Source organism: Pseudomonas sp. MS646, assembly GCF_036693845.1.
Lineage (GTDB): Bacteria > Pseudomonadota > Gammaproteobacteria > Pseudomonadales > Pseudomonadaceae > Aquipseudomonas > Aquipseudomonas chlororaphis_E.
Genome location: NZ_CP144763.1, coordinates 5,722,153 through 5,742,404 on the forward strand (window position 1 = coordinate 5,722,153; position 20,252 = coordinate 5,742,404).

The window sequence follows — 20,252 nt, forward strand, 5'->3', positions numbered from 1 at the left end:
GCCCTAAAGTCAGCCAGCGCGATGTGTCTCAATGATCCGCCGCCGGCTTACGACTGCTTCGCAGCCGAGCGGGAGCAAGCTCCCTCGCCACAAAAGCATCACCGCCCGATCAATACGCATACAAGAGGTCCCATGCCCAACCGCGCACCGCTCGACGCCACCACCGCCCGCTGGCTTCCGTGGGTGGTGGCGATCGCTTTCTTCATGCAGTCCCTCGACGGGACCATCCTCAACACCGCCCTGCCCGCCATGGCCAGCGACCTGGCCGAAAACCCGCTGCGCATGCAGGGTGTGATCATCGCCTACATGCTCACGGTGGCGCTGCTGATCCCGGCCTCGGGCTGGATCGCCGATCGCTTCGGCACCAAGAAGATCTTCTTCGGCGCGATCCTGCTGTTCAGCTTCGGCTCGTTGCTGTGCGCCCTGTCGAGTTCGTTGAGCATGCTGATCGGCGCCCGGGTGATCCAGGGCCTGGGCGGCGCGCTGATGCTGCCGGTCGGCCGGCTCGTGGTGCTGCGGGCGTATCCGCGCTCCGAGCTGGTGCGGATCATGGGCTTCATCACCATTCCCGGCCTGCTCGGCCCGCTGATCGGCCCGACCATGGGCGGTTGGATGGTGCAGTACCTGACCTGGCACTGGATCTTCATCATCAACCTGCCGGTCGGCGTGATCGGTTGCTACGCGGTGTGGAAGTTCATTCCCGACCTGCGCGGCAGCGAGCGCACGCGGTTCGACGGCCTGGGCTTCCTGCTGTTCGGCGCGGCGATGGTGCTGATCACCATTGCCATGGAAGGCCTCGGTGAACTGCACTTGCCGCACTTGCGAGTCATGTTGCTGCTGTTCGGTGGCATGGCCTGCCTGGCGGCGTACTGGCTGCGGGCCGGGCACATCGAAAACCCGCTGTTCGCACCGTCGCTGTTCAAGACCCGGACCTTCGCCGTGGGCATCCTGGGCAACCTGTTCGCGCGCCTGGGCAGCGGTGCCCTGCCGTTCCTGGTGCCGTTGCTCTTGCAAGTGGCCCTGGGGTACTCACCGTCCCAGGCAGGAATGAGCATGCTGCCCCTGGCGGCCGCCGCCATGGTCGCCAAGTCCGTGGCCCGCCCGCTGATCGAGCGCCTGGGCTATCGCATCGTGCTGACCGGCAACACCCTGGCCCTGGGCGTGATGCTGGCGAGCATGGGCCTGGTCAGCGAACAGACGCCGTACTGGCTGTTGCTCGCGCAACTGGCGGTGCTGGGGGCGATCAACTCGCTGCAATTCACTGCGATGAACACCGTGACCCTGATCGACCTGGACGACGCCAGTGCCAGCAGCGGCAACAGCCTGCTGTCGGTGGTGGCGCAACTGTCCCTGAGCCTCGGCGTCGCCTGCGCCGGCGCCCTGCTCGGCGGCTTTACCGCCCAGGTGGGCAACGATGGCGTGGAGACCGTGTTGGGTGCGTTCCAGTTGACGTTCGTGACGGTGGGTATCATGGCGATGCTGGCGGCGACGATTTTCTCTCAACTGTCTCGTGAAGACGGGCGACGGGTGAAGCGGCCGGATGAGCATATCGAGCATTAAACCGAGCTTGAGTGGCTTCGGTGAGCTTTTGTGGCGAGGGGATTTATCCCCGTTGGGCTGCGAAGCAGCCCCAAGAAGGTTGAACGCGATCAGACTGACTCACCGAGCTGACAGATTGAGGGGCTGCTTCGCAGCCCAACGGGGATAAATCCCCTCGCCACAGATAAGTCCCTTGCCACAAACAATCAGCACCGTCGTGATCGTCCTGAGAAAACCACGCTCGTCCAGAACTTTCAAAGAAAGTGGCAAGAGGCTGCTACACTGCGCGACATTTTGTTTTGCAGGCCCGTCCCGTGACCACCATTGCCACCGCTTTTAATACTTTGCCGCTGTCCGCCGCCATGCTGGCTAACCTCGAATCACTCGGTTATGCCCAGATGACGCCGATCCAGGCGCAGAGCTTGCCGGTGATCCTCAAGGGCATGGACCTGATCGCCCAGGCCAAGACCGGCAGCGGCAAGACCGCGGCCTTCGGCATCGGCCTGCTGAACCCGATCAACCCGCGCTTCTTCGGTTGCCAGGCGCTGGTGATGTGCCCGACCCGTGAGCTGGCCGACCAGGTGGCCAAGGAAATCCGCCGCCTGGCTCGCGCCGAGGACAACATCAAGGTCCTGACCCTGTGCGGTGGCGTGTCCTTCGGCCCGCAGATCGCCTCCCTGGAACACGGCGCCCATATCATCGTCGGCACGCCGGGACGTATCCAGCAGCACCTGCGCAAGGGTTCGCTGGTGCTCGACGGCCTCAACACGCTGGTCCTCGACGAAGCCGACCGCATGCTCGACATGGGCTTCTACGACGCCATCGAGGACATCATCCAGCAGACCCCGGAACGCCGCCAGACGCTGCTGTTCTCCGCCACCTACCCGGTGGGCATCAAGCAATTGTCGTCCAAGTTCATGCGTGACCCGCAGCAGGTGAAAGCCGAGGCGCTGCACTCCGATGCACAGATCGAGCAGCGCTTCTACGAGATCGCCCCAGAAGAGCGCATGGACGCGGTGGTCAAGGTGCTCGCGCATTTCCGCCCGGCGTCCTGCGTGGCGTTCTGCTTCACCAAGCAGCAGGTCCAGGAAACCGTCGACCATCTGACGTCCAAGGGCATTTCCGCGGTCGGCCTGCACGGCGACCTGGAGCAGCGCGACCGTGACCAGGTGCTGGCGATGTTCGCCAACCGCAGCACCTCGGTGCTGGTGGCCACCGACGTGGCGGCCCGTGGCCTGGACATCGATGCGCTGAACATGGTGATCAACGTCGAACTGGCCCGGGATTCGGAAATCCATATCCACCGCGTCGGCCGCACCGGTCGCGCCGGCGAAACCGGGATCGCCATCAGCCTGGTCGCACCGTCCGAAGCCCACCGCGCCCAGGCCATCGAGCAGCTGCAGAAGGCGCCGTTGAACTGGGACCAGCTGGACAATCTCAAGCCCCAGGGTGGCGGCCCGCTGCTGCCGGCCATGAGCACCTTGTGCATCGCCGCCGGCCGCAAGGACAAGGTCCGCCCCGGCGACATCCTCGGCGCCCTGACCGGCGAGGCCGGCATCCCTGGCGCCCAGGTCGGCAAGATCGCGATTTTCGACTTCCAGGCCTACGTGGCCGTGGAACGCGGCATCGCCAAGCAGGCCCTCAAGCGCCTGAATGAAGGCAAGATCAAGGGCCGCTCGTTGCGGGTGCGGATCCTCTGACCGATATCGATTCACCCTGTGGCGAGGGAGCTTGCTCCCGCTGGGCTGCGCAGCAGCCCTAAAAAACTATGAACACGGTGCTCCAGACAGTTCGCGTTCGTTAATTTTGCGACCGCTTCGCGCTCGAGCGGGAGCAAGCTCCCTCGCCACAAGAGCAAACTCCTGCCAGCCCCCAGACATACAGAGGACACCGTTTTGCGCTCTACCGAAGTCGTGATCATTGGCGCTGGCGCCGCAGGCCTGATGTGCGCGTTGACCGCCGCCGCGCGAGGGCGCCAGGTCATGTTGCTGGACCACGCCAACAAGGCCGGCAAGAAAATCCTCATGTCCGGCGGTGGGCGCTGCAACTTCACCAACCTGTACACCGAACCAGCCAACTTCCTCTCGCAGAACCCGCACTTCTGCAAATCGGCCCTGGCCCGCTACACCCAATGGGATTTCATCGCCCTGGTGGCCAAGCACAACGTGCCTTATCACGAGAAGAAACTCGGCCAGTTGTTCTGCGATAACAAGTCCAGCGACATCCTCGCCATGCTGCTGGATGAGTGCGACCAGGCCGGCGTCAGCCTGCACCTGGAGACCTCTATCGAGCACATCGACAAGACCGAAGGTGGCTACCAGTTGCAAACCACCCTCGGCGCCATCGGCTGCCAATCACTGGTGATCGCCACCGGCGGGCTGTCAATTCCGACCCTCGGCGCCACCGGCTTCGGCTATCAAGTGGCCCGGCAGTTCGGCCACCAGTTGCTGCCGACCCGCGCCGGCCTGGTGCCTTTCACCATCACCGACCAACTCAAGACGCTGTGCAGCGAGCTCTCCGGCACCTCGGTGGACTGCCTGGTGAGCTGCAACGAGCAGAGTTTTCGCGAGAACATCCTGTTCACCCATCGCGGCCTGAGCGGCCCGGCGATCCTGCAGATTTCGTCGTTCTGGACGCCAGGGGACACGGTGCAGATCAACCTGCTGCCCGACCATGACGTGCCGCAGTGGCTGCAACAGCAGCAGGCCGAACGCCCCAACAGCGAACTGAAGACCCTGCTCGGCGAGCTCTTCACCAAGAAGATGGCCAACCTGCTGGCCGACACCTGGTTCGTCTCCAAGCCCATGAAGCAATACACCCACGCCGAACTGGCGGACATCGCCGAGAAGCTGGCGAGCTGGAACGTTGTCCCGGCCGGCACCGAGGGCTACCGCACCGCCGAAGTGACCCTGGGCGGCGTCGACACCCGGGAAGTCTCGTCCAAGACCATGGAATCGCTGAAAAGCCCCGGCTTGTACTTCATCGGCGAAGTGCTCGACGTCACCGGGCACCTGGGCGGCTTCAACTTCCAATGGGCCTGGGCCTCGGGCTATGCGGCGGCGCAGTACGTTTGATTCATGATTCAAATGTGGGCACAAATCCTGTGGGAGCGAGCTTGCTCGCGATAGCGGTAGTTCGGTCAATATCAATGTGACAGATCTGACGCCATCGCGAGCAAGCTCGCTCCCACAGTGGCTCGGCGTGTGGGGCGCGGAACACTTTTTGCTGCCAGATGTGATCGCCCCCATTGCGTCGGCGTCATTACTGCCTCAATTTAGCGTCATTGCCCGTCAGGCCCGTGCACTTCATGTCATCGACCTCGTTTAGCCAATCTCTGCGTCGCCTTTGGGCGTTGGATAAGTTCAGTTATAGCGTGCGGGTGTTCATCGCCCTGACCGGCAGCATGGGGCTGTGCTGGTACCTCGATGAAATGGCCCTGCTGATCCCATTGTTCCTGGGCATCATCGCCAGTGCACTGGCCGAGACCGACGACAGTTGGCAAGGGCGCCTCAACGCGCTGGTCGTCACGCTGGTGTGTTTCAGCGTCGCGGCGCTGTCGGTGGAGTTGCTGTTCCCCTATCCCGTCCTGTTCATCATTGCCCTGGCCCTGGCGAGCTTCGGCCTGACCATGCTCGGTGCCCTGGGCGAACGCTACGGCGCGATTGCCTCGGCCACCTTGATCCTGTCGGTCTATACGGTGATCGGCGTGGACCAACGCGGTGGCGCGGTCACCGACTTCTGGCACGAGCCCTCGCTATTGGTCGCTGGCGCGGCGTGGTACGGCCTGCTCTCGGTGCTGTGGCACGCGCTGTTTTCCAACCAGCCGGTGCAGCAGAGCCTGGCGCGGCTGTTTCGCGAGCTGGGGCGCTATCTGAAGCTCAAGTCGTCGCTGCTCGAACCGATCCGCCAACTGGACATCGAAGCGCGACGCCTGGAACTGGCCCAGCAGAACGGTCGGGTGGTCGCCGCCCTCAACAGCGCCAAGGAGATCATCCTGCACCGCGTTGGCAACGGCCGGCCGGGGTCGAAAGTCAGCCGCTACCTGAAGCTGTACTTCCTGGCCCAGGACATCCACGAGCGCGCCAGCTCGTCTCACTACCCGTACAACGCCCTGGCCGAGGCGTTCTTCCACAGCGACGTGCTGTTCCGCTGCCAGCGCCTCCTGCGCCAGCAAGGCAAGGCCTGCCAGGCCCTGGCCGAATCGATCCAGTTGCGCCAGCCGTTCGTCTACGACGACACCTTCGCCGAAGCCCTCAACGACCTGCACGCCTCCCTGGAGCACCTGCGGATCCAGAGCAATCCGGCCTGGCGCGGTCTGCTGCGGTCGCTGCGGGCATTGTCGGTGAACCTGGCCACCATGGACCGCCTGCTCAGCGACGCCAGCAACCCCGACGCCCTGGCCGATGCCACCGACAGCAGCCTGCTGGACCGCTCGCCGCGCAACCTCAAGGACGTCTGGCTACGCTTGCGCACCCAGTTCACGCCGACCTCGCTGCTGTTCCGCCATGCCCTGCGCCTGCCCCTGGCCTTGAGCGTCGGTTACGCCGTGGTGCACATGATCCACCCGTCCCAGGGTTACTGGATCATCCTCACCACGTTGTTCGTCTGCCAGCCGAACTACGGCGCCACCCGGCGCAAGCTCGGCCAGCGGATCATCGGCACCGCCATCGGCCTGACCGTGGCCTGGGCATTGTTCGACCTGTTCCCCAACCCACTGGTGCAGTCGTGCTTCGCCATTGCCGCCGGGGTGGTGTTCTTCACCAACCGCACGACCCGCTACACCCTGGCAACGGCAGCGATCACCATCATGGTGCTGTTCTGCTTCAACCAGGTGGGCGATGGCTATGGCCTGCTGCTGCCGCGCCTGTTCGACACCTTGCTCGGCAGCCTGATCGCCGGGCTGGCGGTGTTCCTGTTCCTGCCGGACTGGCAAGGCCGGAGGCTGAACAAGGTGCTGGCCAATACGCTGACCTGCAACAGCATCTACCTGCGCCAGATCATGCAGCAGTACGCCGCCGGCAAAAGTGATGACCTGGCTTATCGCCTGGCCCGACGCAACGCCCACAACGCCGACGCGGCACTGTCCACCACGCTGGCCAACATGCTGATGGAGCCGGGGCATTTCCGTAAGGAAGCCGATGTGGGCTTCCGCTTCCTGGTGCTGTCCCACACCCTGCTCAGCTACCTCTCGGGCCTGGGCGCCCACCGGGGCACCGAGCTGCCGGCGCAGGTGCGCGAAGACCTGATCGACGGGGCGGGAGTGAAGCTGGCGACCAGCATCGATGAAATCGCCCAGGGCCTGGCGAGCAAACAGCCGATTGCGGTGCAAAGTGACGAAGAAGAAGCCCTGGCCAATGCCCTGGAGCAGATGCCCGACGAGATCGACGAAGGCCAGCGGCTGGTGCAAACGCAATTGGCGTTGATCTGCCGTCAGTTGGGGCCATTGCGCACGTTGGCGGCGCATTTGATCAAGGAGACGGGTGAGGCCTGACCCGGTGGTGTCCAGACGGTCGCCTTCGCGAGCAAGCTCGCTCCCACGTTGAAATGCGTTCCCCTGTGGCAGCGAGCTTGCTCGCGATGAGGCCGGCGCAGGCACGCAAACTGCTCACATCCCGCTCACATCCCGTGCTGCTTCAATATTCGCTCATAGCTCCCATCGGCCTTCATCGCCGCAATCTCACGATCGAACCCCGCCACGATCTGCTCGTGCTCCGGGTTCTTCAGGCTGACCAGGATGTGCAGGCTGTTTTCGCTCAACGGCTTGGGCAAAAACTCCACGGCGTTGCGCACCTTGGCGGATTCGCGAGACAGGTAGTAACGGGCGACGAACTCATCTTCCAAGGTCAGTTTGACCCGGTCGGCGGCCAACATGCGCACCGCCATGGCGAAACTGTGGACCGGAACCTTCTGCATCTGCGGGTCTTCATCGAATGCCTTGGAGTAGGCATAACCGCGCACCACGGCAATCGGATACACGTGCAGTTGCTGCAAGTCGTCGTATTCGATGGGGATGTCCTTGCGTTTGATGAAACGCACGCTATTGAGCAGGTACTCGGCCGAGAATTGGCCGATGCGGGTGCGCTCCTCGCTGTACCAGGCGTTGATCAACACATCGTAGCGGCCCTCGCCGATGCCCAGCATGGCCCGGGCCCAGGGCACCTGCTCGAAGTCGGTGGCATACCCCGCCCGCGCCAGGGCCGTGCTGACGATATCGGTCGCCAGGCCGCCGTTGACCAGCGTGGCGTCGGTAAAAGGAGGCCAACCATCGGCGACCAGACGCAACTTTTGTGCGCAGGCGTTATGGCTCAGCAACAGCAACCCGACCAAAGCAAGAGCTCGATGCAATCGCGGCATGCCAACATCCTTGACGGGTTCAAATCCCGGTTTGTTTTTAGCCGAAACTCAAAGGCGATCCCTAAGATATCCGGTCCTAACATTAGCTCATTGAAACCGCTGCGCAGGGCTGGGTCGAAGATTACACAAAGAAGACAACAGCGCGACAGGCCAATGATGGCATTTTGGCCTCTATCACAATTTTTTCCAGTCGCCCAAGGAAAGAGACTTCCCGGGGCAGCCCGCTTAATATCGGCAGCAGGTTTTTCAGGAAATTCAAAAAATGGACATCGACTGGGTCTGCAAACATCACAGTGACCTGAGCAAGGAACAGCTGTACGCCATCCTCAAATTGCGCGCCGAGGTGTTCGTCGTCGAGCAGAACTGCGCCTATCCCGACGTCGACGGCCTCGACCTGGAAGGCGACACCTGCCACCTGATGGCCTGGCAGGACAACCATCTGGTGGCCTACCTTCGCCTGCTCGATCCGCACTCGCAGAACAGCGACGTGGTGATCGGCCGCGTGATCATCGCGCCGCAGGCACGAGGCAAGGGCCTGGGCCATACGCTGATGGAGCAGGGCCTCAAGCAGGCCGAGAAGCATTGGCCCGGCACGTCGATCTCGTTATCGGCCCAGGCGCATTTGCAGGGGTACTACGGGCGGTATGGGTTCGAGGCGGTGGGGGTGGAATACCTGGAGGATGGGATTCCACACATTGGCATGCACAGGCCTTGAGGCCGTCTTCGCGGGCAAGCCCGCTCCCACATTGGAATGCATGCGCCCTTGTGGGAGCGGGCTTGCCCACGCAGGCGTCAGCCCTGATACCCACCCTCTTCAGGGGTATTGCAGCACCGTCTTGATCTGCTGCAGATTCTCCTCGATCCACCGCCGGTCGATCGCTCCCCAATCGCGAATCCGATAAGAGCCGGCATGATGGCGGGCGCCCTGCGCTTGCTCGAACTCGCAGACGATGTCCAGGTCCGCCAGCGCCGCCACGGTGTCCTGGGCCGTGCGCCGGGGCATCCCGGTGACCTCGGTCAGCGCGGGAATGCTGCTGGCCACGCCGCTGTCGATCAGGTAAGCCACGTACAAGCGCCGGTAGAAGCTGGTCTTGGTCTTGCTGACATCCATCCGATCATTCCTTGTGAGGTTGCAGGTCCCGCCAGGTCAGGTACACCCGCAGGTCGAATTCCAATTGGTGATAGCCCGGCAGCATGTGCTCGCAGAGCTGGTAGAACGCCTTGTTGTGGTCCGATTCCTTGAAGTGCGCCAGCTCGTGCACGACGATCATGCGCAGGAACTCCGGCGCCGCCTCCTTGAAGAGCGCCGCGATGCGGATTTCCTTCTTGGCCTTGAGCTTGCCGCCCTGCACCCGCGAAACGGTAGTGTGCAGGCCGAGGGCGCGGTGGGTCAGGTCCAGGCGATTGTCGAACAGCACCTTGTCGATGGCCGGCGCATTACGCAGGTACTGCTGCTTGAGCTCCAGCGCGTAGCCATACAAGGCTTTGTCGCTCTGGATCGCATGCCGTTCGGGATAGCGCTGTTGCAGGTAGTCGCCCAGGCGATCCTGGGCGATCAGTTGCTGCACCTGAGCTTGCAGGGCGGGCGGATAGGCCTGGAGGTACTTGAGCGCGGTCATCGGGCGGCAACAGTGTGAGAGAGGTCGCCAGTGTAGCGAATTCAGTGCCTGATCGCGCTCCAGTCGAACGGCTCGGCAAAGGCATCGGTGTCGTCGGCCACCAATGGCCGCGCCACCAGGAAGCCCTGCACGAACTCGCAGCCATGGTCCTTGAGCCACTGGTACTGCTCGGCGGTCTCCACCCCTTCGGCAATCACCCGCAAGCCCAGCTGCAGGCACAACTCGATCACCGACGCGGCCAGTGCCGCATCCCGCGGCGAACCGGGCAGGCGGGCGATCAGGTGCCGGTCGAGCTTGAGGGTGTCGAGCTCCAGGTCGCGCAGGTGCACCAGCGAGCACGGCCCCGAACCGAAATCATCCAGCGCCACCCGCACCCCGAGGTGACGCAGCAGCCGCAGTTGCTTCTGGGTTTCGTCGGGGTTGCGCACCAGCGCATCTTCCGTCACCTCGACCTCCAGTTGCCGGGGCTTCAAGGCATGGCGCTCCAGCACCTGGCGCAGCTCGGTCACCAGGTTGGGCATGCCGAACTGGGTGCTGCTCAGGCTCACCCCCAGCACCAGGTCGTCCGGGAACCTGCGCTCCCAGACTTTGCGCTGGGCGCCGCTGCGATGGTAGATCCAACTGCCCAGTCGACTGATCAACCGCGCCTCCTCCAGCAACGGCAGGAACAGCCCGGGCGGCACGTCGCCGACGCTCGGATGCTGCCAGCGCAGTAACGCCTCGAAGCCGCGGATGCGCCCGTCGCCGATGCTGACCTGGGGTTGATAGACCAGGTTGAACTCACGGTTCTCGATGGCCGAGCGCACGCTTTCTTCGAGCATCAACCGTGAACGGGCTCGACCGTTCATTTCGTGATCGTAAAAACGGTATTGCTGGCGACCGGCGCGCTTGGCTTCGTACATGGCAATGTCGGAGGCACGCAGCAGGCCATCGAGGTTGGCGCCGCAGTCGGGGTACGTCGCGATGCCGATGCTGGCCCCGAGCGCCACGTCCATGCCCTCGATCTGCTGGCAGATCGCGACGCGCTCGATGAGCTTCTCGGCGATCTTGGCCGCCTGCTCCGGGAACTCCAGGTCCAGCAGCGCGGTGAACTCGTCGCCCCCCAGGCGGGCAAGGATGTCGAAGGGCCGCAGGCACGCCTTCAACTGTTCCGAAACCCAGCGCAGCACCCGATCGCCGGCGTCATGGCCGAGCAGGTCATTGACCCGCTTGAAGCCGTCGAGGTCCAGGTACAGCAGCACCCAGTTGCTTTCCAGTCGCTCGCTGCGCATCAGCAGGTTTTCCGCGGTCTGGTAGAACCCTCGCCGGTTGAGCAAGCCGGTGAGCGGGTCCGTGACCGCCTGGTATTCGAGTTGCTGGTGCAGGTGACGCACCACCGACATGTCCTGCAGTGTCACCACCATGGCCTTCTGCTCTGCCGGCAGCGGCGCACAGGACAACGCCACCGACACCTGCTGGCCCGGCGCCGTGCGCAATACGGCATCGTGCAGGCGCAAGGTCTGCCCACGGCAATAGGCCGCGAAGATATCGGAATCGGCCCAATCGGGAATGTGGGGTTTTTGCAGGAAATCCAGCATCGGCAGCCCTTGCAACTGCTCAGCCGTTGCGTTGAGCAGTCGGCAGGTGGACGGATTGGCGAAGCGGATGCAGCCGCTCTCATCCACCACCAGGATCCCTTCGGCGGCGTTATCCAGCACCGAAGCGTTGAAGGCCCGGGCCGCTTCCAGGTCCTGGCTCAGGCGCTGCAAGGCTCGGCGATTGCGCTGGTGCTCCAGCAACGCCTGGACCTTGGGCTTGAGAATCTGCGGGTCGAAGGGCTTGAACAGGTAATCCACGGCGCCACTGGCATAACCCTTGATCACCGCGTCCTGGGATTGTTCGTTGGCGGTCAGGAAGATGATCGGCGTGAGCCGCGTGCGTTGGCTGCCGCGCATCAGGCGCGCCACCTCGAAACCGTCCATGTCGGGCATCTGCACATCCAGCAGCACCAGATCGATGTCGTGTTCGAGCAGCAGGTTGAGGGCCTCGACACCCGAGGCCGCCGTCATCACCTGCCAATCCTGACGCTGCAGTAACGCTCGCATGCTGAGCAGGTTTTCGGGGTAGTCATCAACAATCAAAAGGACAGAGTTGTCTTCGCCAAGCGTAGGTTGCGCGCATTCCATGCTGCTTCTCTTATCAGGCGCCACGTCCGTTTTTCACAAAGTAAAGCGGACAAATACTGAGATCTCACTCTAGACCGGGATTTTGAAAAGCAGTAGGTGTCATCACGCCATCATCCAGACAAAGCCCGAAATAGCCGACTAACGGTCACCCTCCTCAGGCATAGAACCTGCAAAGACGGATTTCGACGGACATTTGACGTCAACCATCCGCCGGGCAGCGCTCGAAAACATCCTGCCTGACTTTTATAGATACGCCTCAAAGGCCTGGGCTAGAGCCTCCCTGATGCGGCGTGCAACATTGAACCGTTACGCAGGATCCGAACATGATCGATCTCAACACCTGGAACTTGAGCATTCCTGAAGGCAGCCCGGCCATCACCATCGAAACCCCTCGATTGGCACAAGGTTTCAAGGACGAATACTTCAACGCCGAAACCGGCACACTATTCTTCTGGGCCCCGGTGACCGGCACCAAGACCGCCAACGCGATCTACCCGCGCAGCGAGCTGCGCGAAACCTACAGCGACGGCACCCTGCGTAACTGGCTGTATTCGGCAGCGGATAACTCGCTGAAGGCGACCCTGATGGTCAACCAGGTACCCAGCACCGGCAAGATCGTGATTGGTCAGATCCATACCAAGGACAGCACCAGCCCCATGGTGAAGCTCGAATACCAGTACAAGACGAAGACCTCCACCGGCAACATCGTCGCCAAGGTCCGCATGCGTCCTGACGACGAGGAAGGGCAGGTCATCATCATTGCGACCGGCGTCAAGCTCGACAGCCGGTTCTCCTACCAGATTCATCTCAACCAGAAGGGTGCGCTGGGTATCACCGCAGCGGGCTACAACTGGAGAACCACCATCGACCCGACCTGGAAAGACAAGCCGCTTTATTTCAAGGCGGGGGTCTACGTGCAGGACAACACCGGCTACACCACCGAAGGCGGAAAAGTGACCTTCAGCCTGCTGGCTGTCGATCACAAGATCTGATCCCCTCCAGGCGCCGAAGCAGCAGGGAGCGCTGCTTCGGCGGACGCCTGTCGATACGCCCCCTCTTCAAGCAAGAGCTGCCAAAAAGTGGAAAGCGACAGATACCACTTGGCCATCGTTCCAACCATTTTGCGATTAATCGACCAACGGTCATTCCGTTCGGGCACAAAAGCGGCAAATGCCACTCTGACGGTCCGTTGACGCCAACCCTCCGCCGAACGCGTACAGGAAGAATTACCGTCGCGCACGCCCACCGGTGTCTTCAAAAGCGCGTCACAGAGCCTCCGGCTATGGCGTAAATCATTTCTTTTGTACAGAAAGGATCCGAGCATGGTCGATCTTGCAACGTGGAACTTGAGCATCCCCGAAGGCAGCCCGCCGAAAACCATCGAAACCCCACGCCTGGTGGACGGGTTCAAGAACAAATACTTCAACTCCGACGGCAGTACCGTCTACTTCTGGGCGCCGGTCACCGGCGCCAAGACCGAAAACGCCATCTACCCGCGCAGCGAGCTGAGGGAAACCTATAAAGACGGCACCTTGCGTAATTGGCTGTACCCCGACGCCGACAACTTCTTGAATGCCACCCTGACCGTCAGCCAGGTGCCCAGCAGCGGAAAGGTGGTGATCGGCCAGATCCATACCAAAGACAGCAACAAACCCATGGTGAAACTGGAGTACCAGTACAAAGAGGCCACTGACACCGGTGACATCGTCGCCAAGGTCCGCATGCGCCCCGACGACAAAAATGCCCGGGTCATCACCGTCGCCACTGGCGTGAAGCTTGGCCGCGCCTTCTCCTACCGCATCCACCTTGACCGCACCGGCGACCTGGGCATCACCGCGGCGGGCCGCAGCTGGTACACCACCATCAGCGCAACCTGGCGAGTCAGGCCGCTGTATTTCAAGGCAGGCGTGTATGTGCAGGACAACACCGGCTACACCAGCGAAGGCGGGAAAGTGACGTTCAGCAAGTTGGATATCGATCACAACACCTGAGACTTTCTGTTCCTAACATCTCGTAGGCATTGATGCTTCGTGGCGAGGGAGTGGTGGTCCTACAGGTCAACGCCCATAAAAAAACCCGCAAAAATGCGGGTTTTTTCGAAAGCAGAAAGACTCAGTTGACCTTGGCGTTCAACTCGCCCTTCAGATAACGCTGGTACATGGCTTCCAAGGAGATCGGCTTGATCTTCGAAGCATTACCCGCCGTACCAAACGCCTCATAGCGCGCAATGCAAACGTCACGCATCGCAGTCACGGTCGCGCCAAAGAACTTGCGCGGATCGAACTCGCTGGGATTGGTCGCCATCAAGCGGCGCATGGCACCGGTGGACGCCAGGCGCAGGTCGGTGTCGATGTTGACCTTGCGCACGCCGTACTTGATGCCTTCGACGATTTCCTCAACCGGCACGCCGTAGGTTTCCTTGATGTCGCCACCGTACTGGTTGATGATCGCCAGCCACTCCTGAGGCACCGAGGACGAACCGTGCATCACCAGGTGGGTGTTGGGGATGCGCTTGTGGATTTCCTTGATGCGGTCGATGGCCAGCACGTCGCCGGTAGGCGGCTTGGTGAACTTGTAGGCGCCGTGGCTGGTGCCGATGGCAATCGCCAGGGCGTCGACCTGGGTCTTCTTGACGAAGTCGGCGGCCTCTTCCGGATCGGTCAGCATCTGGCTGTGATCCAGCACGCCTTCGGCGCCGATACCGTCTTCTTCACCGGCCATGCCGGTTTCCAGCGACCCCAGGCAACCCAGCTCGCCTTCCACCGAAACACCGCAGGCGTGAGCCATGGCAACGGTTTGCTGGGTAACACGCACGTTGTACTCGTAGTCGGTCGGGGTCTTGCCGTCTTCGCCGAGGGAGCCGTCCATCATCACCGAGCTGAAGCCCAGTTGGATGGAGCGCTGGCAGACGTCCGGGCTGGTGCCGTGGTCCTGGTGCATGCACACCGGGATGTGCGGGAATTCTTCGATGGCGGCCAGGATCAGGTGACGCAGGAACGGTGCACCGGCGTATTTACGCGCGCCGGCCGAAGCCTGGACGATCACCGGGGAGTCAGTCTTGTCAGCGGCTTCCATGATGGCGCGCATCTGCTCAAGGTTGTTGACGTTAAAGGCTGGGACGCCGTAGCCGAACTCGGCTGCGTGGTCCAGCATCTGACGCATGCTGATAAGTGCCATGTGTGTCTCTCTCCCGGTCGAGGGTCGTTAATCGTGCCAGCCTGCCGGAGCGGCGGCGGCTATTCAAGTCATTGCAGGTCGGGGCTTGGCCCTGGCCTGGATGTTTGGTGAAGCAAATGCTCGAAACTGCAGCGGCCCCTGTGGGAGCGGGCTTGCTCGCGAATGCGGTTTCACATCCAACTAAAATGCAATCTGATCCACTGCATTCGCGAGCAAGCCCGCTCCCACACTGGATCTCTGTGAATCAATCGGCCTTGCAGCCACGCCCAATCAAGTCATTGGTGGCGACCCAATACACCAGGCCTTCCTCTCCCTTGACGTGAAACGCCAGCATGTCATCGCTGTACAGCGACCCTGAGGCGCCCGGTTCCTGCTTCAGGTGGTAGACCTGCTCGGCACCGCCAAGGCGCACGTCGACTTCCTGATGGGCGGCATCGGTGTAGCGCCAAAGCACCTTGGCCTCGCTGTCACAGGTCCAGGTCGTCCAACCCGTAGCAGGCGCGGCCCCGCCCGAAAAACCCAACTGCGCACAACCGGCCAGCACTGCCAACGCCGCAACGGCGATCAAGCCTTTCATCCGTGTTCCTCGACTGACGGCGCACGCCGCCAGCCATGAGTTAAGAGTCAGACCCGTCAAGGACAACCATGTTCCTTGGCCGGGGTTTGCGTCTCGTATTTGTCCAGGCCGTCGGGTCCGGAACGCTTGTTCAGCACCGGATTGGTCTCGGCCTGCCAGTCGGCCTGGTAGCAGCCTTCCTCAGGCGCCGGCGTCCCGGCTTCCGGGGGCGTGGCCTTCGGACTGCCGGAGCAGGCCGCCAACAGCGTCGCCGCCAGCAGCAACGTGAACGTCTTGACCATCAGAACACTCCTTTGCCTGGTCAACGCAGCCTCAGGCCTTGGCCCGGCTTTCCAGGACTTCCACGGCCGGCAGCACTTTGCCCTCGACGAATTCGAGGAACGCGCCACCCCCGGTAGAAATGTAGGAGATCTGCTCGGCCACGCCATATTTATCGATGGCCGCCAGGGTGTCGCCGCCGCCCGCGATGGAAAAGGCCGCGCTCTCGGCGATCGCCTGGGCCAGCACCTTGGTGCCGTTGCCAAACTGGTCGAACTCGAACACGCCCACCGGGCCGTTCCACAGGATCGTCTGGGACGATTTCAACAGTTCGGCGAAATTGGCCGCGGTTTGCGGGCCGATGTCGAGGATCATGTCGTCTTCGGCCACGTCGGCGATCAGCTTCACGGTCGCGGCAGCGCTTTCGGCGAACTCCTTGGCCACCACCACGTCCACCGGCAACGGCACGCTGACCTTGGCGGCGATGTCCCGGGCCGTGTCCAGCAGGTCCGGTTCATACAGGGACTTGCCGACCGGATGACCGGCCGCCGCGAGGAAGGTGTTGGCGATGCCGCCACCTACGATCAGTTGGTTGCAGACCTGGCTCAGGCTGTTGAGCACATCGAGCTTGGTCGACACCTTGGAGCCGGCGACGATGGCCGCCATCGGCTGGGCCGGGGAGCCCAGTGCCTTGCCCAGCGCGTCCAGTTCGGCGGCCAGCAGCGGGCCGGCGGCGGCGACCTTGGCGAACTTCGCCACGCCATGGGTCGAGCCCTCGGCGCGGTGGGCGGTGCCGAACGCGTCCATCACGAATACGTCGCACAGGGCGGCGTATTGCTGGGCCAGTTCATCGGCGTTCTTTTTCTCGCCCTTGTTGAAGCGTACGTTTTCAAACAGCACGACATCGCCGGCCTTCACGTCCACGCCGCCCAGGTAGTCAACCACCAGAGGCACCTCACGACCCAGGGCACGGCTCAGGTAGTCGGCCACGGGCTTGAGGCTGTTTTCGGCCGAGAACTCGCCTTCGGTCGGGCGGCCCAGGTGGGAGCAGACCATCACGGCCGCGCCTTTTTCCAGGGCCAGCTTGATGGTCGGCAGCGAAGCCAGGATACGTGCGTCGCTGGTGACAACACCGTCCTTGACGGGGACGTTGAGGTCTTCGCGAATCAGTACACGCTTACCTTGCAGATCGAGGTCGGACATCTTCAACACGGTCATGGGTCGCAATTCCTGGGTAACTGTTTAGAGAGCAGGTTTGTTGGAAGCACTGAGCGGGCCAGAATGCGCCGTCGCTGCTTGCAGGTAATGTTCAGCAACGTCGAGCATTCGGTTGGCAAAACCCCATTCGTTGTCGAACCAGGCCAGGATGTTCACGAGCCGCGGCCCGGAAACACGGGTCTGGCTGGCATCGACGATGGCCGAATGGGGGTCATGGTTAAAATCACAGCTGGCATGAGGCAATTCGGTGTAGGCCAGAAGGCCTTTGAGCGGGCCGCTGGTGGCGGCTTCGCGCAGGATCCGGTTGACCTCGGTGGCGTCGGTATCGCTCACGGTCTGCATCGTGATATCGAGGCAGGACACGTTGACCGTCGGCACCCGCACGGCTTTGGCCTGAATTCGCCCCGCAAGTTCCGGCAGCAGCCGTTCGATGCCGCGCGCCAGACCAGTGGACACCGGAATCACCGACTGGAACGCCGAACGGGTACGGCGCAGGTCTTCGTGGTGATAGGCGTCGATCACCGGCTGATCGTTCATCGCCGAGTGGATGGTGGTGATCGACACGTATTCCAGGCCGATGGCCTGGTCCAGCAGGCGCAACAGCGGCACGCCGCAGTTGGTGGTGCAGGACGCGTTGGACACCAGCAGTTCGTCGCCCGCCAGGCAATCCTGGTTCACGCCGTAGACGATGGTCGCGTCCACATCCGCTTCGCTGGCCATCGGTTGGGAGAACAGCACGCGGGGCGCGCCGGCCGCGAGAAAACGCTGGCCGTCTTCGCGGGTGTGGTAGGCGCCGGAACATTCGAGCACCAGGTCGACGCCCAGGGACGCCCAGTCGATGCCTTCGGGGGTGGCACTGCGCAGGACCTTCACGCAGTCGCCATTGATATGCAGACAATCGCCCTCGACCCGCACTTCGCCCGGGAACCGGCCGTGGGTGGAGTCAAAGCGTGTCAGGTATTCGATACTGGCCATGTCGGCCAGATCGTTGATCGCGACAATTTCAAACCCGGCCTTCGCCCCTCGCTCGAACAACGCACGCAAGACGCAACGACCAATCCGGCCGTAGCCGTTGAGTGCAACTTTGTATGGACGCGGTTGGGGCATGGGGGTCTCTATTACCGTATTGGACCTTCAATCCACTGTCGCCTGGAACACCGTCTTCGCGAGCAAGCCCGCTCCCACATGAGAAGGTAATCCTCTGTGGGAGCGGGCTTGCTCGCGAAGGCGCCGGCCCAGGCGACATCTTTGCGGATCAGTCTTCCAGCAACTCTTCAGCCTGGCCCAGGATGTTGTCCAGGGTGAAGCCGAACTCCTCGAACAGCGCCGGCGCAGGCGCCGATTCGCCGTAGGTAGTCATGCCGATCACGCGACCTTCCAGGCCGACGTACTTGTACCAGTAATCGGCATGAGCTGCCTCGATGGCGATCCGGGCGCTGACCTGCAGCGGCAGTACCGCCTGCTTGTAGCCGGCGTCCTGGGCGTCAAACACGCTGGTGCACGGCATCGACACCACGCGTACGTTGCGACCCTGCGCGGTCAGCTTGTCGTAGGCCTGGACGGCCAGGCCAACTTCGGAGCCGGTGGCGATCAGGATCAGTTCCGGCTCGCCGATGCAGTCCTTGAGCACGTAGCCACCGCGGGCGATGTCGTCGATCTGGCCGGCTTCGCGCACTTGGTGTTGCAGGTTCTGACGGGAGAAGATCAGCGCCGATGGGCCGTCGTTACGCTCGATCGCGTACTTCCAGGCCACCGCCGACTCCACGGCGTCGCAAGGGCGCCAGGTGTCCAGGTTCGGCGTGCAGCGCAGGCTGGCCAGTTGCTCGATCGGCTGGTGAGTCGGGCCGTCTTCGCCCAAGCCGATGGAGTCGTGGGTGAACACGTAGAGCACGCGTTTCTTCATCAGGGCCGACATGCGCACGGCATTGCGGGCGTATTCCATGAACATCAGGAAGGTCGCGCCGTAAGGCACCAGACCACCGTGCAGCGCCACGCCGTTCATGATGGCGCTCATGCCGAATTCACGAACACCGTAGTACATGTAGTTGCCGCTGGCGTCTTCGGCGCTGACACCCTTGCAGCCTTTCCACAGGGTCAGGTTGGAACCGGCCAGGTCGGCCGAACCGCCCAGCAGTTCGGGCAGCAGCGGGCCAAAGGCATTGAGGGTGTTCTGGCTGGCCTTGCGGCTGGCGATGGTCTCGCCCTTGGCCGCGACTTCGGCGATGTACGCCGAGGCCTTGGCGGCGAAGTCGGCCGGCAGCTCGCCGCTGAGGCGACGCACCAGCTCATTGGCCAACTCAGGGAATTCGGCGCTGTAGGCCGCGAAACGCTGGTCCCAATCGGCTTCGACGGCGCGGCCTTTTTCCTTGGCGTCCCACTCGGCATAGATGTCGGCCGGGATTTCGAACGGGCCATGGTTCCACTTCAGCGCCGCGCGGGTCAGGGCGATTTCCTCGGCGCCCAGGGGAGCGCCGTGGCAGTCTTCCTTGCCCTGCTTGTTCGGCGAGCCGAAGCCGATGGTGGTCTTGCAGCAGATCAGGGTCGGCTGGGCACTTTTGCGAGCGGTTTCGATGGCGGTCTTGATCTCTTCCGGGTCATGACCGTCGACGTTGCGGATCACCAGCCAGTTGTAGGCTTCGAAACGCTTGGGGGTGTCGTCGGTGAACCAGCCTTCGACTTCACCGTCGATGGAGATGCCGTTGTCGTCGTAGAAGGCGATCAGCTTGTCCAGGCCTAGGGTGCCGGCCAGGGAGGCGACCTCATGGGAAATACCCTCCATCATGCAGCCATCACCCAGGAACACGTAGGTGTGGTGATCGACCACGTTATGGCCGGGACGGTTGAACTGCGCCGCCAGGACTTTTTCCGCGAGGGCGAAGCCCACGGCGTTGGCCAGGCCCTGGCCCAGCGGGCCGGTGGTGGTTTCCACGCCTGGGGTGTAGCCGTATTCCGGGTGGCCCGGGGTGCGGCTGTGCAACTGGCGGAAGTTCTTCAGGTCATCGATCGACAGGTCATAGCCGGTCAGGTGCAGCAGCGAGTAGATCAACATCGAGCCGTGGCCGTTGGACAGCACGAAGCGGTCACGGTCGGCGAACGATGGATTGCTCGGGCTGTGCTTGAGGTAGTCGCGCCAAAGCACCTCGGCGATATCCGCCATACCCATAGGGGCACCGGGATGGCCGCTGTTGGCTTTCTGCACGGCATCCATGCTGAGGGCACGAATGGCATTGGCTCGCTCACGACGGCTGGGCATCGCTGATCTCCTGCGGGAATTGAATCGAGAATGAATAAAACGAAACTGAAAAAGGCGAGCATTTTCCCTCACCCACCCGCCCCGGGGCAATG

The 20,252-nt window shown here is 62.6% G+C and carries 17 protein-coding genes; 7 read left to right on the plus strand and 10 right to left on the minus strand.

Going from position 1 to position 20,252, the window contains the following annotated elements; translation table 11 throughout:
- The first annotated feature begins 132 nt into the window (after positions 1 to 132).
- From mdtD to yccS, 4 genes are all read left to right on the plus strand, one after another.
- A complete protein-coding gene (gene mdtD, locus V3H56_RS25330; protein ID WP_042729642.1) occupies positions 133 to 1,560 on the plus strand; it encodes a multidrug transporter subunit MdtD in 1,428 nt (475 codons plus the stop codon).
- 341 nt (positions 1,561 to 1,901) lie between these two features.
- On the plus strand, positions 1,902 to 3,239 hold the full coding sequence (gene dbpA / locus V3H56_RS25335; RefSeq protein ID WP_234407997.1) for an ATP-dependent RNA helicase DbpA: 1,338 nt from the start codon (positions 1,902 to 1,904) through the stop codon (positions 3,237 to 3,239).
- Between the two features lie 195 nt (positions 3,240 to 3,434).
- Complete coding sequence (locus V3H56_RS25340) at positions 3,435 to 4,613, plus strand: NAD(P)/FAD-dependent oxidoreductase (RefSeq protein ID WP_047735894.1); 1,179 nt, start codon at positions 3,435 to 3,437, stop codon at positions 4,611 to 4,613.
- A gap of 233 nt (positions 4,614 to 4,846) precedes the next feature.
- Positions 4,847 to 7,030 (plus strand): YccS family putative transporter, encoded by a 2,184-nt coding sequence (gene yccS / locus V3H56_RS25345; RefSeq protein WP_042729640.1) that lies wholly within the window; start codon positions 4,847 to 4,849, stop codon positions 7,028 to 7,030.
- Positions 7,031 to 7,155: 125 nt separating this feature from the next.
- Here yccS and V3H56_RS25350 read toward each other — a convergent pair whose 3' ends face one another.
- Complete coding sequence (locus tag V3H56_RS25350; protein WP_047735892.1) at positions 7,156 to 7,893, minus strand: transporter substrate-binding domain-containing protein; 738 nt, start codon at positions 7,891 to 7,893, stop codon at positions 7,156 to 7,158.
- Between the two features lie 262 nt (positions 7,894 to 8,155).
- On the opposite strand from V3H56_RS25350, the gene V3H56_RS25355 reads away from it, so the two are divergent.
- On the plus strand, positions 8,156 to 8,608 hold the full coding sequence (locus tag V3H56_RS25355) for a GNAT family N-acetyltransferase (protein WP_047735891.1): 453 nt from the start codon (positions 8,156 to 8,158) through the stop codon (positions 8,606 to 8,608).
- 99 nt (positions 8,609 to 8,707) lie between these two features.
- Here V3H56_RS25355 and V3H56_RS25360 read toward each other — a convergent pair whose 3' ends face one another.
- Genes V3H56_RS25360 through V3H56_RS25370 form a run of 3 tightly spaced genes read right to left on the minus strand, consistent with a single transcriptional unit; the run spans position 8,708 to position 11,677 of the window.
- Positions 8,708 to 9,004, minus strand: a complete 297-nt coding sequence (locus tag V3H56_RS25360) for a winged helix-turn-helix domain-containing protein (RefSeq protein WP_047735890.1) — start codon at positions 9,002 to 9,004, stop codon at positions 8,708 to 8,710.
- A 4-nt stretch (positions 9,005 to 9,008) separates the two neighbouring features.
- A complete protein-coding gene (locus V3H56_RS25365; protein WP_042729636.1) occupies positions 9,009 to 9,512 on the minus strand; it encodes a M48 family metallopeptidase in 504 nt (167 codons plus the stop codon).
- 41 nt (positions 9,513 to 9,553) lie between these two features.
- On the minus strand, positions 9,554 to 11,677 hold the full coding sequence (locus V3H56_RS25370) for an EAL domain-containing protein (protein ID WP_338473988.1): 2,124 nt from the start codon (positions 11,675 to 11,677) through the stop codon (positions 9,554 to 9,556).
- Between the two features lie 323 nt (positions 11,678 to 12,000).
- Here V3H56_RS25370 and V3H56_RS25375 point away from each other — a divergent pair, with 323 nt between their 5' ends.
- The gene (locus tag V3H56_RS25375) at positions 12,001 to 12,669 is read left to right on the plus strand and encodes a polysaccharide lyase family 7 protein (RefSeq protein WP_042729634.1); all 669 of its coding nucleotides are present in this window, start codon (positions 12,001 to 12,003) and stop codon (positions 12,667 to 12,669) included.
- 330 nt (positions 12,670 to 12,999) lie between these two features.
- The gene (locus V3H56_RS25380; protein ID WP_047735888.1) at positions 13,000 to 13,668 is read left to right on the plus strand and encodes a polysaccharide lyase family 7 protein; all 669 of its coding nucleotides are present in this window, start codon (positions 13,000 to 13,002) and stop codon (positions 13,666 to 13,668) included.
- Positions 13,669 to 13,789: 121 nt separating this feature from the next.
- Here the strand turns inward: V3H56_RS25380 and fba are convergent, their stop codons facing one another.
- The 6 genes from fba to tkt form a co-directional block, all read right to left on the minus strand.
- Entirely contained in the window at positions 13,790 to 14,854 is a 1,065-nt protein-coding gene (gene fba / locus V3H56_RS25385; protein ID WP_003177554.1) for a class II fructose-bisphosphate aldolase, read from the minus strand.
- Between the two features lie 244 nt (positions 14,855 to 15,098).
- Positions 15,099 to 15,431: an MliC family protein gene (locus tag V3H56_RS25390; protein ID WP_042732124.1), complete on the minus strand. Its 333-nt coding sequence runs from the start codon at positions 15,429 to 15,431 to the stop codon at positions 15,099 to 15,101.
- 56 nt (positions 15,432 to 15,487) lie between these two features.
- A complete protein-coding gene (locus V3H56_RS25395) occupies positions 15,488 to 15,712 on the minus strand; it encodes a hypothetical protein (RefSeq protein WP_338473989.1) in 225 nt (74 codons plus the stop codon).
- 31 nt (positions 15,713 to 15,743) lie between these two features.
- Positions 15,744 to 16,907 (minus strand): phosphoglycerate kinase, encoded by a 1,164-nt coding sequence (locus V3H56_RS25400; RefSeq protein ID WP_042732122.1) that lies wholly within the window; start codon positions 16,905 to 16,907, stop codon positions 15,744 to 15,746.
- Between the two features lie 24 nt (positions 16,908 to 16,931).
- Positions 16,932 to 18,014, minus strand: a complete 1,083-nt coding sequence (epd, locus tag V3H56_RS25405; RefSeq protein ID WP_042732121.1) for an erythrose-4-phosphate dehydrogenase — start codon at positions 18,012 to 18,014, stop codon at positions 16,932 to 16,934.
- A 148-nt stretch (positions 18,015 to 18,162) separates the two neighbouring features.
- Positions 18,163 to 20,160, minus strand: a complete 1,998-nt coding sequence (gene tkt, locus V3H56_RS25410; protein ID WP_042732120.1) for a transketolase — start codon at positions 20,158 to 20,160, stop codon at positions 18,163 to 18,165.
- Positions 20,161 to 20,252: the final 92 nt, after the last annotated feature.

Excerpts from the sequence above, each read along its gene's own strand:
- mdtD (WP_042729642.1), top strand. The coding sequence starts at position 133 with ATGCCCAACCGCGCACCGCTCGACGCCACCACCGCCCGCTGGCTTCCG.
- dbpA (WP_234407997.1), top strand. The coding sequence starts at position 1,902 with ATGCTGGCTAACCTCGAATCACTCGGTTATGCCCAGATGACGCCGATC.
- yccS (WP_042729640.1), top strand. The coding sequence starts at position 4,847 with ATGTCATCGACCTCGTTTAGCCAATCTCTGCGTCGCCTTTGGGCGTTG.
- V3H56_RS25350 (WP_047735892.1), bottom strand. The coding sequence starts at position 7,893 with ATGCCGCGATTGCATCGAGCTCTTGCTTTGGTCGGGTTGCTGTTGCTG.
- V3H56_RS25355 (WP_047735891.1), top strand. The coding sequence starts at position 8,156 with ATGGACATCGACTGGGTCTGCAAACATCACAGTGACCTGAGCAAGGAA.
- V3H56_RS25360 (WP_047735890.1), bottom strand. The coding sequence starts at position 9,004 with ATGGATGTCAGCAAGACCAAGACCAGCTTCTACCGGCGCTTGTACGTG.
- V3H56_RS25365 (WP_042729636.1), bottom strand. The coding sequence starts at position 9,512 with ATGACCGCGCTCAAGTACCTCCAGGCCTATCCGCCCGCCCTGCAAGCT.
- V3H56_RS25370 (WP_338473988.1), bottom strand. The coding sequence starts at position 11,677 with ATGGAATGCGCGCAACCTACGCTTGGCGAAGACAACTCTGTCCTTTTG.
- V3H56_RS25375 (WP_042729634.1), top strand. The coding sequence starts at position 12,001 with ATGATCGATCTCAACACCTGGAACTTGAGCATTCCTGAAGGCAGCCCG.
- V3H56_RS25380 (WP_047735888.1), top strand. The coding sequence starts at position 13,000 with ATGGTCGATCTTGCAACGTGGAACTTGAGCATCCCCGAAGGCAGCCCG.
- fba (WP_003177554.1), bottom strand. The coding sequence starts at position 14,854 with ATGGCACTTATCAGCATGCGTCAGATGCTGGACCACGCAGCCGAGTTC.
- V3H56_RS25390 (WP_042732124.1), bottom strand. The coding sequence starts at position 15,431 with ATGAAAGGCTTGATCGCCGTTGCGGCGTTGGCAGTGCTGGCCGGTTGT.
- V3H56_RS25395 (WP_338473989.1), bottom strand. The coding sequence starts at position 15,712 with ATGGTCAAGACGTTCACGTTGCTGCTGGCGGCGACGCTGTTGGCGGCC.
- V3H56_RS25400 (WP_042732122.1), bottom strand. The coding sequence starts at position 16,907 with ATGACCGTGTTGAAGATGTCCGACCTCGATCTGCAAGGTAAGCGTGTA.
- epd (WP_042732121.1), bottom strand. The coding sequence starts at position 18,014 with ATGCCCCAACCGCGTCCATACAAAGTTGCACTCAACGGCTACGGCCGG.
- tkt (WP_042732120.1), bottom strand. The coding sequence starts at position 20,160 with ATGCCCAGCCGTCGTGAGCGAGCCAATGCCATTCGTGCCCTCAGCATG.